This is a genomic window from Pseudomonas sp. RGM 3321, assembly GCF_022836805.1.
Taxonomy (GTDB): Bacteria; Pseudomonadota; Gammaproteobacteria; order Pseudomonadales; family Pseudomonadaceae; genus Aquipseudomonas.
This window is the reverse complement of record NZ_JALHBH010000106.1, coordinates 1-14,053: the sequence shown is the minus strand read 5'-3', so window position 1 is coordinate 14,053 and position 14,053 is coordinate 1. Positions and strand designations below refer to the sequence as shown.

The following is a 14,053-nucleotide window of genomic DNA, read 5'->3' as shown; positions in this document are numbered from 1 at the left end:
TAAGTTGCGGTTAAGTGGCTTTTTGCTTTCAAACCTGTTTAAAACCGAACCACAATTGAATAGTCGTGGTGTGAAAGGCCTGCACCGATTAGCATTCCATGCCATTCAGGTCACCGATTCAAGGAGTCATGCAATGCTCAAGGGGTTTGTCAGCAAGGATTACGCGGTACTGGTGATCATCGCTTCGCTGGTTGTCATCCTGCTGCTGGGTGTCGGCTTTACATCGCGCCCCAGTGACTGGGCAGGCTGGATGCAGGCCATCGGCCTGATCGTGGGCTTGATGGTTGCCGTGGCTGTACCCGCCATTCAGCGCAAACAGGAGGCAGAGCAGGCTCGCAAGCAGATACGTGACCGCGAAGTAGGCTATGCCCGGCGCATGCAGTATCTGTGTGGCGAACTGAGCGAATTGCAGGGCCGTATCAGTCTCAACTTGACGCACCTGCGTGCCACTGACCGCCACAGCTTGAAATACACGTTGCAGGACTACCTGCATCGCCTGTTCGAGTCTCACAAACAGGACTTGAACGATGATCGCGTGGTGCTGGCTCACGAGTTGCGTCAGGTTGCCAATGACCTGATCGATGAACTCGACAGTGGTCGGACCGATCGTGTGGTGTTCATGGCACTGGAAAAACGCCTGCAGAAGCTGGCGCATCGCTGTCAGGTCAATGCCGCTATGGCCGAGCGCGGCTGAGGTTGATCGTCTGTTTCCCCAGGCTCAAAAAAAACCCGCCTTTAAAGAGGCGGGCAATGGGATGTGCGGAGCAACGCACGAGGTTCGCAGAAAAAATCAGCTGTTGAGGGGCTGGCACTGCATTTGCCGGGACAACTCTTCGGCGACAGGCAAAGACGCCAGAGGGCCGCTGACCGGCTCGCCGTCCTGAATCAGGTACCAGCAGGCCAGCAGACCTCGCTCTCTGAGCGGCGCTGGAACTGCACTTCCGACGACGGACATGATGTGTACCTTGGTCATAACTGCCTCCTCAATCCATGCAGCTACTGTAGAGGCCGATCGGGAAAGGTAGAAATCGACACTCTCAATAGTGGTCATTGATAACAACGAGGGTCGGGTACATTGCAACGGCAGGCGATAGTGTGAGCACACGAATGAAAAACCCGCCTGAAAAGGCGGGTTTTTTGTTCGGTTACCAGCGGCCGCGTGGCGGGCCGTAGTAATAGCCCGGGCCTGGTGGTGGCCCGTAGCGATGGTAGTAGCCTGGCGGTGGAGGCGGTGGGTAGCGCTCGACAACCTGGTAGACCGGGGCCGGCTGATAATAGACCGGTGGTGGTGCGTAGTAGACCGGCTGTTGTTGCACATAAACCGGCTCGCGCTCTACGTACACTGTTCTATCGCGACTTGAAGATACCGCCGCCCCGACAACGGCAGCGCCTACGATAGCACCTACCACGGCAGGGCCACCCCAGCCACGGTCAGCATTCGCCTGGCCAGCAAGGGCCAGGGCACCTACAAACAAGGCGATCTTGGGGATTTGACGAATCATGATTGTTCCTCGCTCTCAACCCGTTGTCGCGCGCCTGCATCACTCTCAAGCACTGCCACGGGGTAACACTATGACATCGAAATTGTAAGAATCTGCGAAAGTGCTGAGTAAATTTTATGTAAGGTGTGCGGCGCGTGTCCTCGCGTTCACTGGTGCGTAGCATACGCTTTTATCGAATATTCAAGCTATTACCGTCTGGAGGAAACCTGTATGCCCATTACTGCAAACAGAGACACATTGTTGTGCATGTCCATGGCCGCCCGTCCCGGCAACTTTGGCGTGCGTTTCCACAATCATCTTTATCAGCAGTTGGGCCTTAACTTCTATTACAAGACCTTCTCACCCACTGACCTTGCCGCTGCCGTGGCGGGCATTCGGTCGCTAGGGATACGCGGCAGTGCGGTTTCGATGCCGTTCAAGGAAGCCTGTATTGAACTGGTCGATGAGCTTGATACTTCCGCCGCTGCCATCCAGTCGATCAATACTATCGTCAACACTGATGGGCATTTGAAGGCGTTCAACACGGACTACATCGCGGTTGCGCAACTCATGGAGAGCCACGCCGTCCCTCGCAGCGCATTTGCCCTGCGTGGCAGCGGGGGCATGGCCAAGGCAGTAGCGTTCGCGTTGCGCGATGCGGGTTTCACCGATGGCCTGATCGTGGCCCGCAACGAGCAGGCCGGTCGACGCCTGGCCGAGGCGTGTGGCTTTCGCTGGCAGGCGGAGCTGGGAAGCGTGCGACCACCCTTGCTGGTCAACGTCACGCCGCTAGGCATGCAAGGTGCCCAGGCTGACGAGTTGTCGTTTGACTTGCAGGCCATCGATGCGGCCGAGACGATTTTCGATGTTGTGGCCACCCCGGCCGAAACGCCGCTGATCCAGGCTGCCCGCCGCCTGGGCAAGCGTGTCGTGAGCGGCGATGAAGTCGCGGCGATCCAGGCACTGGAGCAGTTTGTACTGTATACCGGCGTTCGCCCGACCGATGAGCAGTATAAACAGGCCGCGGCGTTCGCCAGGGGCGTATAGCCTTAGCGTGCGCGCCGGGCCGGACGGGGAACGCCGGGCATCACTCCAGTCTGGCAAGGCGCTCTTCAAGGGCGGCGACGCGCGCTTCCAGCTCATCAAGACGCTGGCTGGCAGCAGGGTTTGCTGCGTTACGCTCAGGCGCTTGCTGACGGGCTGCAAGCAGCTCCTGCAGATCCTCCGGATCGCCCAGCAGGTGCATGTAACGATCTTCCCGTTGGCCGGACTGGCGGGGTACGAGCATCGCCAGGCCTCTGGCGATGAGCCTTTCCAGTTGATGGACGAGCTGTTCGCTGTCCTCGAAATCGTGCATGCGGTGACTGCGCGTGAGCAGTTCGCTGACGGTCTGCGGGCCGCGCAGCAGCAAGAGGCCGGTCAGTATCACCTGCGCAGGGACCAGCTCAACGGTCTTGTCGATCCGGTGCTCCCAGCGATCAGCGCGACTGCCCATCACCAGACGCGTCAGGCCTCGGCTCTCAAGAGCGCGCAGGCTCTGACCGACCTGGCCTTGAGTCAGGTTCATGACCGGATCGCGACTGGTCTTCTGGTTGCAGGCAAGCACCAGTGCATTAAGGGTCAGCGGGTAGGTTTCCGGGTTGGTCGCCTGTTTCTCGATCAGGCAGCCTAGAACACGCACTTCAGTGCTGTTGAGTTGCAGGGCCTCGGCATTCGGGGAGGATTCGGAGGAGGGCGATTCAATGGACATGACGCTTCCCTGAGTGATGGCGGTGGATCAGCGTAGGGCGTGGCGCACATTATTGCCAGTGTCTGTTGCACTGATCTGCAGGGTCGCCGAAAAGTGTCACGGTGTTTGCCGTCAGGTGGGTCTATAATTGCGCCTTTCTCAATCAGGATATGTCATGTCTATTTCCCTGTACGCCGCTTCCATTCCTGTCTTTCAGCAAATGCTCAATGCGCTGAGCGATGTTCTGACCAAGGCCGAAGCCTACGCGACCGAGAAGAAAATCCAGCCGCCAGCGCTGCTGCAGGCGCGTTTGTTCCCGGACATGTTGCCTTTTACCCGTCAGGTGCAGATTGCCGTCGATTTTGCCAAGGGTGCTTCGGCCCGCCTGGCAGGCGTCGAGATCCCGCAATACGATGACACCGAAACCACCTTTGCCGAACTGCAGGCACTGCTTGCCAAGACGCTCGTGTTCATCGGCAGCATCACGCCCGAGCAGATCGACGGCAAGGAAGGTATCGAAATCGTACTGCGCCCCGGCACTGAAAAGGAAAAGCGTCTGAACGGTCAGGCTTATCTGCTCAGCTACGCCTTGCCACAATTCTTCTTCCATGTCACCACCGCTTACGACCTGCTGCGCCATAACGGCGTTGAAATCGGCAAGCGTGACTTCATGGGCAAGTTCTAAAGCGTGCGAGGCTGAAGCCTCGCTGATGTTCTCGCCCCTCGGCGTTATGCACAAATCCGACTGACTATCGTGCCCATGCTCCGCATTGGCACGCGTTGGCTGACGCAGAGCGTCACGAAATGCATTACCACGCGGAGCGTGGGAACGAGAGTTGTCGGGGTGTCAGCCCTGTTTTTCGGGCTGTAGTGTTTTTCCGGAGTATTCATGTTGTTGCCCATACTTCTGTTGTCGGCCGCCGGTTTTACCGTGCTGACTACAGAATTCGTCATCGTCGGTCTTTTGCCTGCGGTTGCCCGCGATCTGGATGTGACGGTTTCGCAAGCGGGGCTGCTGGTCACCCTGTTCGCATTCACGGTTGCAGCGTTCGGTCCTTTTCTGACTGCCTATTTCTCGCGTTTCGAGCGCAAGCGTCTGTTTATCGGCATCCTTGTGCTATTCGGCTTTTCAAATGCACTGGCAGCGCTGGCACCCAATATTGCCGTGATGGGGCTGGCGCGGCTGATTCCTGCGTTGGGGCTGCCTGTGTTCTGGGCACTGGCCAGTGAGACCGCCGTGGACATCGTCGGGCCGCAGTTCGCTGGTCGGGCGATTGCCAGAATCGGTTTCGGCATCGTTTGCGCCACGGTGTTCGGCATTCCCATAGGCACCCTGATTTCCGATGCTTTCGGCTGGCGCAGTGCGTTTCTGGTGCTCGCTGGCCTGGCATTTGCCAAGGCACTGTTGCTGGCGGTCTATCTGCCACGAACGGCTGCAAAGAAAAACCCGGTGTCGATCCTCAACCAGTTCGGCATTTTGCGCAGCCGGATGATGCAGGGGCATGTGCTGCTGTCGGTACTGGTATTCAGCGGCATGTTCACCGCCTACACCTATCTGGCGGACATGCTGGAGCGTCTCGCCGGGTTCGACGGCAACCTGGTGGGCTGGTGCCTGATGGGGTTTGGCGCGGTCGGCTTGCTCGGCAACTCGCTGGGCGGGCGCATGGTTGACCGGCATCCGCTGATTGCCAGCCTGGTATTCTGCGCCTTCATGGTGGTCGGCATGATCGCTGTGGTGCCGAGCATTCATTCGGTGTTCGCCTTGCCCGTCGCGCTGGCAATATGGGGTATCACCCAGGCAGCCTTGTTTCTGGTCAGTCATGTCCGGTTGATCAAGGCCGCGCCGCAAGCACCTGCGTTCGCTGCGTCGCTTAACATCGCCGGGGCGAACCTTGGCATCGGCATCGGAGCGATGATCGGCGGCAGGGTCATTGATCATCTCGGTCTGGGTAACGTCGGTTTCGCCGCCGCTGGCATTATCGCTCTTGCGATTGTGCTGGCAGTGCTGTTGATCAGACGTGATTCCGGCCCGCTTGCCGCCTAACCTGCGTCGGTAAACAGCTGGTTTCGTGCGCTTTCGGTGATGGCGACAACGCCGGGGTGTTTGACCTTGCGCTCCACGGTGATGGCGTAGAATGATTCGGTCACCGCATCGGTGTGGCCTATCACTTGTACGCCATACTGGCTCTGCACCTCATCGGCGATGACGCTGGGCGCAACAAAGACACCGCTGCCGGATTTGCCAAACGCCTTCATCAACGCGCTGTCATCGAACTCGCCGATAATGCGCGGCTGGATGCTCTGTTCGGCAAACCAGCGTATCAGCCTGCCGCGGACGACGGTTTCCTGGCCTGGAATCAACAGCGGCGCACCGTGCATGCACTGCGGAAAGCCACTCCCGATACGTTCTGCCACTTCACGGGTCGCAAAAAAACTGACCCCGCATTCTCCCAGTTTCTGGCTATAGCCCTTGATATCCAGGTGCTGCGGCATGGGGCTGTCCGATATCACCAGATCCAGACGCTGGATTGCCAAGTCTGCCAGCAGCCTTTCCAGTTTATCTTCCCGGCAGGTGATGCGAATGGACTCACTGAGGTTCATGGTCGGGGCAATCAGCCGGTACACGATGGACTTGGGTACCACATCAGCTACCCCGATGCGCAGCCGCAATTGTTGTTCATCTGGCTGCGAGCGCAGCAGGTTTTCCAGATCATTGCCCAACTGAAACATCTGTTCGGCGTAGGGCAGCGCCAAGCGACCTGCCTCGGTCATTTCCAGTTGCCGACCTACGCGCTGGAACAGATCGACACCCAAGGACGCCTCCAGCAGGCTTATCTGCCCGCTGACGGTCTGCGCGGTGAGATTCAACTGCTCGCAGGCGCGCACGATACTCCCGGTTTTGGCTACCACCCAGAAGTAATGAAGCTGACGGTAATTGAGCATGATTTCTGCCGATTCGGTAAAGCCGAAGTATAAGCCTTATAAAATCGAATTTTCCGTATGTTTCAAAATGTCTAGAATCCGCTTCCAACGCCGGGCTGGAGCACGCCGCCCAGCCTTGCTTACCGAGGAAGCCATGAATAAACCCCTTTACGCTGCATTGCTGGGCTGTTCGCTGCTGGTAATGGCAGGATGCGATCAGATAGAGTCGTCCACCAAGCATGTGGTGAGTGCTGCAGCCGACACTGCAAAACAAGCGATTGACGAAACCCATCAAGCCGCAACCAAGGCGATTGATGAGGCAAAACAGGAACTTTCGGTGCAGCAGCCACCACAAAGCTCGGCTGAAACCGAAAACACGACCGATAAATAAAGCTGACTTACAACTAATATTGGCTCAGGCAGGGCAGTGATCTATGGAATACCTATTGGAACTCGCAACAAGTCCGGCAGCCTGGATCGCGCTGGCAACACTGGTGGTTATGGAAGTCGTATTGGGTATCGATAACCTGATCTTCATCTCGATCATCACCAACAAGCTCCCTGAGCACCAACGAGAAAAGGCGCGCAAACTGGGTATCGGTATGGCGCTGGTGATGCGCCTGGGTTTGCTCAGCACCGTGGCGTACATCGTGCAACTGACAGAGCCGGTATTCGAGGTGATCGGTCAGGCGTTCTCATGGAAGGACATGATCCTGATCGCCGGTGGCCTGTTCCTGGTCTGGAAAGCGACGACGGAAATTCACCACAGCATGGACGTCAAGACCGAGGAAGAGAAAGCCCTGGGTTCGGTCGTGGCATTGAGCATGAGCGCGGCCATCGTGCAGATCCTGATGCTGGATCTGGTGTTCTCCATCGACAGTATCATCACTGCCGTGGGCATGACCGAACATTTGCCGATCATGGTCATTGCTGTAATCACCGCCGTCGTCGTGATGCTTGTTGCCGCCAACCCGCTGGCGAAGTTCATCAACGAAAACCCGACGGTGGTCATGCTGGCCCTGGGCTTCCTGATCATGATCGGTATGACGCTGATCGCCGAAGGCTTTGGCGCTCATGTGCCCAAGGGCTACATCTACGCTGCCATGACCTTCTCGGCAGCCATCGAAGGCTTGAACATGCTGGTACGCAGAGCAAGACGCAGAAAGGCTGCTGCTCAGGTGTCCGCGTACTGATAGCAGGTCAGGCTGAAAAAAGGTCGACCCGGGTGAACCGGGTCGACCTTTTTGCATTTTCACTGCCGACAATTGTATCCGAGCGGCACGACGAACTATCAGCTGGCCACAGCAGCGGGTACTTTGACAGCCTTTACCAGGCTCGGCCGTTTTGCCACAGGTGGCGATGCGCTGCGCGGCTGGTGATGGCGGCGGGATATGCGCATCACGCCCCACAGCATGGCGCTGGCTACGGCAAGCCACGAAGCGAGCAGCATCACGATTGTCAGTTCCAGGCTCATAAGTGCCTCCACATTTCCTGCTTTTGTTGCGGTCTTGATAACTGACAGTCTAGTACTGAGCATGTTTCGGTTAATTGACCAATGGCGCAGGGCTATGAACTATTTTTTCCATTCTGCCCGATGAGCCGCAGTGCCTGACTATACCCTGAACTCCCAGAGCTCTATGATCGGTGTCCAGGCCGGGTCGTGGGTTGCCCGGCATCAGTTTAAGCGAGTGAACATCTTGTCGGTCTCTTTCTATTCCGGTAATGCCGGTGCATTACGTTCATGGCTGGTTTTAGCCTTGCTCATGGGGCTTGTCGGCTGTTCTTCAATGGTCACGCCCGAGATGAAACGCCTTCCGGACCGGGTCGAACTGACGTCGGTGCCGTTCTTCCGGGGTAACGCCTACCAGAGCGGGCCAATGGTGCTGGCAAGCATGCTGGCCAACCAACAGGTACAGACCACGCCCGGCTTGCTCGACAAACCGCTGCAATTGCCGGGTGCCGAAGACCACCTCGAGCAGAATATGCAGGAGGTCGCGCGGGAATACGGGTTCATGGTCTATCCGCTTGATGGCCAATTGCAGGACCTGCTGACTCAGGTTTCCGCGGGCTATCCGGTGATGCTGCGCTTTGCCCAGGGTTCTGCACTGTGGAAAGGCCCGCGTTACGCCGTGTTGATCGGTTACAACCGGGTAAAGGAGACCGTGTTGTTGAATGCGGGCATGGATCGTCGCTATTCAATGAGTTTCAGCAGCTTCACATCGGCGTGGAAAGCGGCCGGCAGTTGGGCGGTGCTGGTTCAGTCGCCTCGGCAGTTGCCCGCCAATGTCGATCAGCAGCGCTGGCTGCAGGCGGCTGAAGCTTTGTCGAAGTCCGGGCAGGAGCAGGCGGCGGGTGAGGCGAAACGAACGCTGGCACGAGGCGTTAAATGAAATAAACGCGGCACGCGCAAAAACGGCACCGATCAGGTGCCGTTTTACTGTCAGGGAAGTTAAAAACCCAGCCGGTCACGCAGGCTGTAATACCAGGCACCCAACGCGGTAAGCGGTGTGCGCAACATCTGCCCGCCAGGGAAAGGGTAGTGGGGCAGGTCGGCGAACGCATCAAAGCGCTCTGCCTGACCGCGCAATGCCTCGGCCAGTACCTTGCCCGCCAGATGCGTGTAAGTCACGCCATGCCCGCTGCAACCCTGCGAGTAATAGATGTTGTCGCCAAGCCTGCCAACCTGCGGCAGGCGAGACAGGGTCAGCAGGAAATTGCCGGTCCACGCGTAGTCGATCTTCACGTCCTTGAGTTGTGGAAATGCCTTGAGCATCTTCGGGCGAATAATGGCTTCGATGTTGGCCGGATCTCGTGCGCCATACACCACGCCGCCACCGAATATCAGGCGTTTGTCGGCGCTGAGGCGGTAGTAATCGAGCAGGTAATTACAGTCCTCGACGCAGTAGTCCTGCGGCAGAAGTGTTTTGGCCAGCTCATCGCTCAACGGTTCTGTGGTAATCACCTGAGTGCCGCACGGCATCGATTTTGCCGCCAGTTCCGGCACCAGGTTACCCAGATAGGCGTTGCCAGCCACGATGATGAACTTGGCGCGGACCTTGCCTTGCGCCGTATGGACCAAAGGGTTGGCACCGCGCTCGATGCGAATGGCCGCCGACTGCTCGTAAATCGTGCCGCCCAGGGTTTCGACCGCCGCCGCTTCGCCCAGCGCCAGATTGAGCGGGTGAATATGGCCGCCGGTCATGTCCAGCAAACCACCGATGTATTGATCGCAGGCAACGACTTCGTTGATCCGGCGCTTGTCCATCAATTCCAGGCGGCTATGGCCGTAGCGTTCCCAGAGCCGTTGCTGGGCTTCCAGGTGCGCCAGTTGCTTGCTGGTCAGCGCCGCAAACACACCGCCGTCCTTCAGGTCGCACTGAATGCCATAGCGCGAAACCCGGTCACGAATGATGGCCGCACCCTCAAATGCCATCTGCCCCAGCAACTGCGCCTGGCGCGGCCCTACAGTGCGCTCGATCACATCGATGTCGCGGCTGTAACTGTTGACGATCTGCCCGCCGTTACGGCCCGATGCGCCAAACCCGACCTTCGCCGCTTCCAGCACCGTGACCCGAAAACCGTTTTCCAGCAGAAACAGCGCGCTGGACAGGCCTGTATAGCCAGCCCCGATGACGCACACGTCAGTGTCGACCTCGCCCTGCAAGGCGGGACGTTCCGGGGCGGCATTGGCTGAAGCGGCGTAGTAGGACTGCGGATAGGACGTATTTGCCATCCTGAGACTCCGTTTAATATTCTTGACGATGGCGGCAATCGTACCCGAGATATAAAAGCTCTGCCAGCAGCAGGCAAAAAGAGCCATTGTCTGTAGATTGGCAAAAAACGCTGTATTTCATAGGGTTAGCAAAAAAACAGATTGACAGGTATTCGCATATCCGTAGAATGCCGACCCACAGCAGGCACGTAGCTCAGTTGGTTAGAGCACCACCTTGACATGGTGGGGGTCGTTGGTTCGAGTCCAATCGCGCCTACCAGATAAAATCCGCTCTGCTGGGCGGTAAGAAAAGGGTCAGCCGAGAGGCTGACCCTTTTTTGTTTTTTCGCCGTGCGCAGCAGAATTTTTCTGTAACACCGAAGAAATGGGTACACCGCTGATAGTTTGGTTAAAGCTCTAAAACAGTTCCACTGGTGAGCCTAAAGAACAACTGCAGTTCGCTTTCTTTCTGGATATTGTAATCTGACAGCGTTTGCGCATCTTCCAGTTGCCTGCCTGCAAATATTAGCCGCTGGATCTCGGGTGGTATACCCTCCTTGTCCTGTATCTTTAATTTGACGTTTTCGATGGTATCGGATGACTCCACCTCAAGCGTGAATTTATAGAGTGTTAATGTTGTTACATAAATTTTCATCGGATTTCCTGGGCGGCTTGATAAGTTGTGGCGCTCCAATATAGGTATCTACATTGAATCTCGAGATGTATGTGCGCCAACAAGGTTATGACTGCTTAATGATGAGCGATACTAGTAAAGTTGCTAGGTAGGGTTCGGAAGATGACCGAGCGTCAGGCTGGATTCGCAAGGATGCCGCTTGATCAGAGCGGATCTCTGAGGTCGGAGCTAAAAATTTCAGGTATTCAGAGGGTTACTGCAAAAAAGCGTTTGACAGGCATTCGAATATCCGTAGAATGCCGACCCACAGCAGGCACGTAGCTCAGTTGGTTAGAGCACCACCTTGACATGGTGGGGGTCGTTGGTTCGAGTCCAATCGCGCCTACCAGACAAAATCCGCTCTGCTGGGCGGTCGAGAGGGGAATCCGAAAGGGTTCCCTTTTTTGTTGCCTTGAGAAAACGTTCACAATCTATAGGCATCGTTCACACACCGCAATGGGAACGTCCGTTCTCGTTCAAATCGTCGTTCACACGAACGTTCACAGTGGCATTCACACGAGTAAATGTGAACGACCATGGCTAACCTACTGATCTGTATGACTTGAACACCTTCTTGTTAAGGTGGTGCTCATTGTTCGTGGCCTCACAATGGCAGGCTTCTAACCAACTGAGCTACGTGCCTGCTGTGGGCTGAACGCTACCCAACCCCTCTGTGGAATTTTCTTGACGCTCAAGGCAAGGGCCAATTTCTGTGTGCGTGGGGCCATCAAGGCGAGAGGGGTAGGCAGGGGGTTAGGGGCTGTCCTTTCTTATGCATTGCGTCACGGAAATTTCTGCTAGAAACCGCTACACTCAGCCAATCATTGCGATCCAAGGAGCGAGTTCGATGGTCTTCAGTCTTCCCCCTTACAAAGCGGGACCTTTCAGGCTGAGCAAATCCAAGGACGGTTGGACTGGCTACCTAAACCTACTTGCCATGCAGCTCGAAAGCCTAGGGTCGTTGCCAGATTTCTCAGAAGACAAAGGTGTTTTTGTATTCTCCGATTACGGTGGTGAGCACCCAGGTGCTGCGTTTCGTACCTATTCTTTTCTCTTTGTATCTGCCGACAAGATTGGCTGCTTCAATGAAAAGAGTAGGTTGATTAGGTCTAAGTTTAGTTTGGGTACCACTGAGATAAGTTTCAAAGATATCAATTACGGTCCTACGAGCAGAGCAATTACGGAGTATTTGAATGCAGCTAATAACTTTCTGCATGGTATTCTTGTTACTGTGGCCATAGATGCATCTATTTCCACGATGTTTGGTGTGGATAAGAAAAGTGGTCAAGAAAATTTAGAGAAATCAGCGGCCGCAGTGGGGGCAGGTAAGTGGAAGTATAAGCGGTTAGAAAAAATGTATCGTATTTATGGGCCGCTCGTGTTGCTACTTGACTTGCTATGTGAGGAGCGGCATAAAATATTTTGGCAGAGCGACAGGGATGCCATAAACGAAGATGGTAATGGCGCAAATTTTAAGCATGCTCAGCACCATCTCATGACGATGCTTCATCAATATTCAGGAAAGAAATTTGAGTTAGTTGGCTTTGCAAAGTCGTTCGAAGAGTCCTCATACTTTAATGACTTATTAAGCTTGCCTGATTTGGCTGCTGGAATGGTTCAGGATTTATTGCGCGACCACTATGGGGCTAAAAGTCTCGAGGTTAATGAGGTCAAAGCATCGCTATGCAGATGGTTAGCTTCAGAAAGTAAGTTCCTGCAAAAGTATACATTATGTTTGACCTCTAAAGGTGGGAGTAATCTGCTGACCGAGGTTCGTTTTGATGCCGTGCAGCAATAGGCTGATATGGTTGTACGCCTAAAAATGCAATGCACCCCACCTCTTTTAATAAATAATTCTCTCAGTTTGGTGACACTAGGGTCAGTCTTCGGAAGTCAGCTTCCCATTCCTCGGTCACTTTGGCTTCCTTAGCTAGATGGCCTTCAATGTCTTGTTTCTTTGGTCGGCCCACTGGTCTGGTTACACCAGCAATCTTAAGTAGTTCCTTGACAGCAGGAATGCTTCCTTCGTTAAGCGCATACTTCAATGACTCAAGTGACTTGTCGAACCAGTAGAGTCGATGCTCCTCTTTCCATCCTTGGTTTTCTGCATGGCTATCTAGCAGGGCTAGACTAACTCCAAGTGTCTTGGCTAGCTCAATGTGTGAGTAAGCTTCTACGTATTGCTGTTTGTGTTTGTCTTGAATGTTCATGTTGTTCTCTTTAAGTGTGTGAGGTTAGTAGTGGGCTTTCAGCAGGAGTCACTGCGTGACAGCAGAAGCAAGAGCACGCCACGTAGTGGCATACGCAATAAAGAAAGATCAAGAGCAATACATACTGGTAGGTAGTTCGCTTTTGATCCTCTCTTTTATGCGTGCTCTTGTCAGCTACGCTGACGTTGCTTTTGCTTTTAAGTAGGTCCATCGGTAGATGGTAGTCTAAGGATGGTGTCTAGATTAATTTCCTAAGAAGGGAATAGCACCTGTCAGCTTGCTGACGCTAAGGTTTCCCAATTTCTCTTAAGGAGTCTTTAAGGATTTTTGGGAAAAAGTAATACTGACGCTGATCAGTTCAAGGGGCATCTATAAGTTCCTTATATATCCGAGCGTATTAAGTCCTAGCCTATAGCTAGGCTGTTCTTCAGCGAGTAATCACTAAGCGTCACTGCGTGACAGGTATCTCGATGTCTCTCTATATCCGAGCGTATTAAATATGTCAGAGAGGGAGCGGTAGCTCCCCTTGTCTCTGTGTGTCACATTCGTAGACTGGTAGGTCTATCGTAAGAAGGAGGATAGTTCCTCTCTATATATCCGAGCGTATTAATGTTTGGATAGGGAAAGGTAGAAGTCAGCGAAGTTAACTTCAAATTCTAGTAGCCCTTTGATGCTAGGGTTACGCTCAAGGAAGAAGCTCATACCACTGATTGCGTGTCTAGCGCATTGACATACTCTGCGTGCTTGCTGGGGACTCATGGGTGTGAGTCCTTCTAGGTGGATAGTGGCTATGACTATTTCAGTGCTCACGATGTCTAGCATACAAGCGTTCAGTACATGAGAGGGGCTAGTATTCATTGTACCATTGCTAACTCCCCCTGCTGTCATACAGGAGCCGTAGACGTAATCATCAAGCCAAGGATGCTCCTCGCTGTGTGCCACCTTGAAGTGCTTAGCATAAGGGTTGAGCATGGTCTTAGGCTTAGGCCCTCTCTTAACTTTGATTTTTGTTGTCGCTACAGTCTGCTTATTAGGAGATTGCTCGCAAGGGGTAAGGAGACAGATAGTAGGCTTAGGTGGAAGGTTGCAGTTTCGAGCAGATGGATAATCATAAGGAACCTCGGGCATTGGGTGAGTGGTGTACTCCCCTAAAACTTCACCGCTGAGTTTGTCTAAGACATAATCACCTACACGAATGGTGACCTTGCCCCCGAGAAACGTATCCCTTAACCCGGCGTCGGGGTCGAGTATCTAGGGTTGTTGCCTTTGCCAGTTCTGCTCGTATTGCATCGGACTTACGTAATGCAGCGTCGAGTGCAGGCGCTC

The 14,053-nt window shown here is 54.7% G+C and carries 16 protein-coding genes and 2 tRNA genes; 10 read left to right on the top strand and 8 right to left on the bottom strand.

Annotated features, from left to right (window positions below; all coding sequences use genetic code 11):
- Positions 1 to 133 precede the first annotated feature (133 nt).
- Positions 134 to 694, top strand: a complete 561-nt coding sequence (locus RGM3321_RS11520) for a hypothetical protein (protein WP_057442399.1) — start codon at positions 134 to 136, stop codon at positions 692 to 694.
- A gap of 96 nt (positions 695 to 790) precedes the next feature.
- Here RGM3321_RS11520 and RGM3321_RS11515 read toward each other — a convergent pair whose 3' ends face one another.
- Complete coding sequence (locus RGM3321_RS11515) at positions 791 to 973, bottom strand: hypothetical protein (RefSeq protein ID WP_005743550.1); 183 nt, start codon at positions 971 to 973, stop codon at positions 791 to 793.
- Positions 974 to 1,145: 172 nt separating this feature from the next.
- Positions 1,146 to 1,502: a hypothetical protein gene (locus RGM3321_RS11510; protein WP_002553616.1), complete on the bottom strand. Its 357-nt coding sequence runs from the start codon at positions 1,500 to 1,502 to the stop codon at positions 1,146 to 1,148.
- A 210-nt stretch (positions 1,503 to 1,712) separates the two neighbouring features.
- On the opposite strand from RGM3321_RS11510, the gene RGM3321_RS11505 reads away from it, so the two are divergent.
- Entirely contained in the window at positions 1,713 to 2,528 is an 816-nt protein-coding gene (locus RGM3321_RS11505; protein ID WP_244393149.1) for a shikimate 5-dehydrogenase, read from the top strand.
- A gap of 40 nt (positions 2,529 to 2,568) precedes the next feature.
- Here the strand turns inward: RGM3321_RS11505 and RGM3321_RS11500 are convergent, their stop codons facing one another.
- The gene (locus RGM3321_RS11500; protein WP_244393148.1) at positions 2,569 to 3,231 is read right to left on the bottom strand and encodes a DUF480 domain-containing protein; all 663 of its coding nucleotides are present in this window, start codon (positions 3,229 to 3,231) and stop codon (positions 2,569 to 2,571) included.
- Between the two features lie 154 nt (positions 3,232 to 3,385).
- On the opposite strand from RGM3321_RS11500, the gene RGM3321_RS11495 reads away from it, so the two are divergent.
- Positions 3,386 to 3,895: a DUF1993 domain-containing protein gene (locus tag RGM3321_RS11495; RefSeq protein ID WP_244393147.1), complete on the top strand. Its 510-nt coding sequence runs from the start codon at positions 3,386 to 3,388 to the stop codon at positions 3,893 to 3,895.
- 204 nt (positions 3,896 to 4,099) lie between these two features.
- The gene (locus tag RGM3321_RS11490) at positions 4,100 to 5,254 is read left to right on the top strand and encodes an MFS transporter (protein WP_244393146.1); all 1,155 of its coding nucleotides are present in this window, start codon (positions 4,100 to 4,102) and stop codon (positions 5,252 to 5,254) included.
- Here the strand turns inward: RGM3321_RS11490 and nhaR are convergent.
- The gene (gene nhaR, locus RGM3321_RS11485; protein ID WP_244393145.1) at positions 5,251 to 6,153 is read right to left on the bottom strand and encodes a transcriptional activator NhaR; all 903 of its coding nucleotides are present in this window, start codon (positions 6,151 to 6,153) and stop codon (positions 5,251 to 5,253) included. The genes RGM3321_RS11490 and nhaR overlap by 4 nt on opposite strands.
- 133 nt (positions 6,154 to 6,286) lie before the next feature.
- On the opposite strand from nhaR, the gene RGM3321_RS11480 reads away from it, so the two are divergent.
- Complete coding sequence (locus tag RGM3321_RS11480; protein WP_244393233.1) at positions 6,287 to 6,523, top strand: hypothetical protein; 237 nt, start codon at positions 6,287 to 6,289, stop codon at positions 6,521 to 6,523.
- Between the two features lie 43 nt (positions 6,524 to 6,566).
- The gene (locus RGM3321_RS11475) at positions 6,567 to 7,325 is read left to right on the top strand and encodes a TerC family protein (RefSeq protein WP_244393144.1); all 759 of its coding nucleotides are present in this window, start codon (positions 6,567 to 6,569) and stop codon (positions 7,323 to 7,325) included.
- A 98-nt stretch (positions 7,326 to 7,423) separates the two neighbouring features.
- On the opposite strand, the gene RGM3321_RS11470 is transcribed toward RGM3321_RS11475, so the two are convergent.
- A complete protein-coding gene (locus RGM3321_RS11470) occupies positions 7,424 to 7,606 on the bottom strand; it encodes a hypothetical protein (RefSeq protein ID WP_244393143.1) in 183 nt (60 codons plus the stop codon).
- Positions 7,607 to 7,826: 220 nt separating this feature from the next.
- On the opposite strand from RGM3321_RS11470, the gene RGM3321_RS11465 reads away from it, so the two are divergent.
- On the top strand, positions 7,827 to 8,522 hold the full coding sequence (locus RGM3321_RS11465) for a peptidase C39 family protein (protein ID WP_244393232.1): 696 nt from the start codon (positions 7,827 to 7,829) through the stop codon (positions 8,520 to 8,522).
- Positions 8,523 to 8,581: 59 nt separating this feature from the next.
- Here RGM3321_RS11465 and RGM3321_RS11460 read toward each other — a convergent pair whose 3' ends face one another.
- Complete coding sequence (locus RGM3321_RS11460; RefSeq protein ID WP_244393142.1) at positions 8,582 to 9,865, bottom strand: FAD-binding oxidoreductase; 1,284 nt, start codon at positions 9,863 to 9,865, stop codon at positions 8,582 to 8,584.
- A 182-nt stretch (positions 9,866 to 10,047) separates the two neighbouring features.
- On the opposite strand from RGM3321_RS11460, the gene RGM3321_RS11455 reads away from it, so the two are divergent.
- Positions 10,048 to 10,124 (top strand) — tRNA-Val (locus RGM3321_RS11455).
- A gap of 129 nt (positions 10,125 to 10,253) precedes the next feature.
- Here RGM3321_RS11455 and RGM3321_RS11450 read toward each other — a convergent pair.
- The gene (locus tag RGM3321_RS11450) at positions 10,254 to 10,499 is read right to left on the bottom strand and encodes a ubiquitin-like protein (RefSeq protein WP_244393141.1); all 246 of its coding nucleotides are present in this window, start codon (positions 10,497 to 10,499) and stop codon (positions 10,254 to 10,256) included.
- 290 nt (positions 10,500 to 10,789) lie between these two features.
- Here RGM3321_RS11450 and RGM3321_RS11445 point away from each other — a divergent pair.
- Together RGM3321_RS11445 and RGM3321_RS11440 are read left to right on the top strand one after the other, a co-directional pair.
- Positions 10,790 to 10,866 (top strand) — tRNA-Val (locus RGM3321_RS11445).
- A 498-nt stretch (positions 10,867 to 11,364) separates the two neighbouring features.
- On the top strand, positions 11,365 to 12,315 hold the full coding sequence (locus RGM3321_RS11440) for a hypothetical protein (protein WP_244393140.1): 951 nt from the start codon (positions 11,365 to 11,367) through the stop codon (positions 12,313 to 12,315).
- A gap of 61 nt (positions 12,316 to 12,376) precedes the next feature.
- Here the strand turns inward: RGM3321_RS11440 and RGM3321_RS11435 are convergent, their stop codons facing one another.
- Positions 12,377 to 12,727 (bottom strand): hypothetical protein, encoded by a 351-nt coding sequence (locus RGM3321_RS11435; protein ID WP_060406195.1) that lies wholly within the window; start codon positions 12,725 to 12,727, stop codon positions 12,377 to 12,379.
- Positions 12,728 to 14,053: the final 1,326 nt, after the last annotated feature.

Excerpts from the sequence above, each read along its gene's own strand:
- RGM3321_RS11475 (WP_244393144.1), top strand. The coding sequence starts at position 6,567 with ATGGAATACCTATTGGAACTCGCAACAAGTCCGGCAGCCTGGATCGCG.
- RGM3321_RS11520 (WP_057442399.1), top strand. The coding sequence starts at position 134 with ATGCTCAAGGGGTTTGTCAGCAAGGATTACGCGGTACTGGTGATCATC.
- RGM3321_RS11460 (WP_244393142.1), bottom strand. The coding sequence starts at position 9,865 with ATGGCAAATACGTCCTATCCGCAGTCCTACTACGCCGCTTCAGCCAAT.
- RGM3321_RS11435 (WP_060406195.1), bottom strand. The coding sequence starts at position 12,727 with ATGAACATTCAAGACAAACACAAACAGCAATACGTAGAAGCTTACTCA.
- RGM3321_RS11495 (WP_244393147.1), top strand. The coding sequence starts at position 3,386 with ATGTCTATTTCCCTGTACGCCGCTTCCATTCCTGTCTTTCAGCAAATG.
- RGM3321_RS11440 (WP_244393140.1), top strand. The coding sequence starts at position 11,365 with ATGGTCTTCAGTCTTCCCCCTTACAAAGCGGGACCTTTCAGGCTGAGC.
- RGM3321_RS11500 (WP_244393148.1), bottom strand. The coding sequence starts at position 3,231 with ATGTCCATTGAATCGCCCTCCTCCGAATCCTCCCCGAATGCCGAGGCC.
- RGM3321_RS11480 (WP_244393233.1), top strand. The coding sequence starts at position 6,287 with ATGAATAAACCCCTTTACGCTGCATTGCTGGGCTGTTCGCTGCTGGTA.
- RGM3321_RS11510 (WP_002553616.1), bottom strand. The coding sequence starts at position 1,502 with ATGATTCGTCAAATCCCCAAGATCGCCTTGTTTGTAGGTGCCCTGGCC.
- nhaR (WP_244393145.1), bottom strand. The coding sequence starts at position 6,153 with ATGCTCAATTACCGTCAGCTTCATTACTTCTGGGTGGTAGCCAAAACC.
- RGM3321_RS11490 (WP_244393146.1), top strand. The coding sequence starts at position 4,100 with ATGTTGTTGCCCATACTTCTGTTGTCGGCCGCCGGTTTTACCGTGCTG.
- RGM3321_RS11450 (WP_244393141.1), bottom strand. The coding sequence starts at position 10,499 with ATGAAAATTTATGTAACAACATTAACACTCTATAAATTCACGCTTGAG.
- RGM3321_RS11470 (WP_244393143.1), bottom strand. The coding sequence starts at position 7,606 with ATGAGCCTGGAACTGACAATCGTGATGCTGCTCGCTTCGTGGCTTGCC.
- RGM3321_RS11505 (WP_244393149.1), top strand. The coding sequence starts at position 1,713 with ATGCCCATTACTGCAAACAGAGACACATTGTTGTGCATGTCCATGGCC.
- RGM3321_RS11515 (WP_005743550.1), bottom strand. The coding sequence starts at position 973 with ATGACCAAGGTACACATCATGTCCGTCGTCGGAAGTGCAGTTCCAGCG.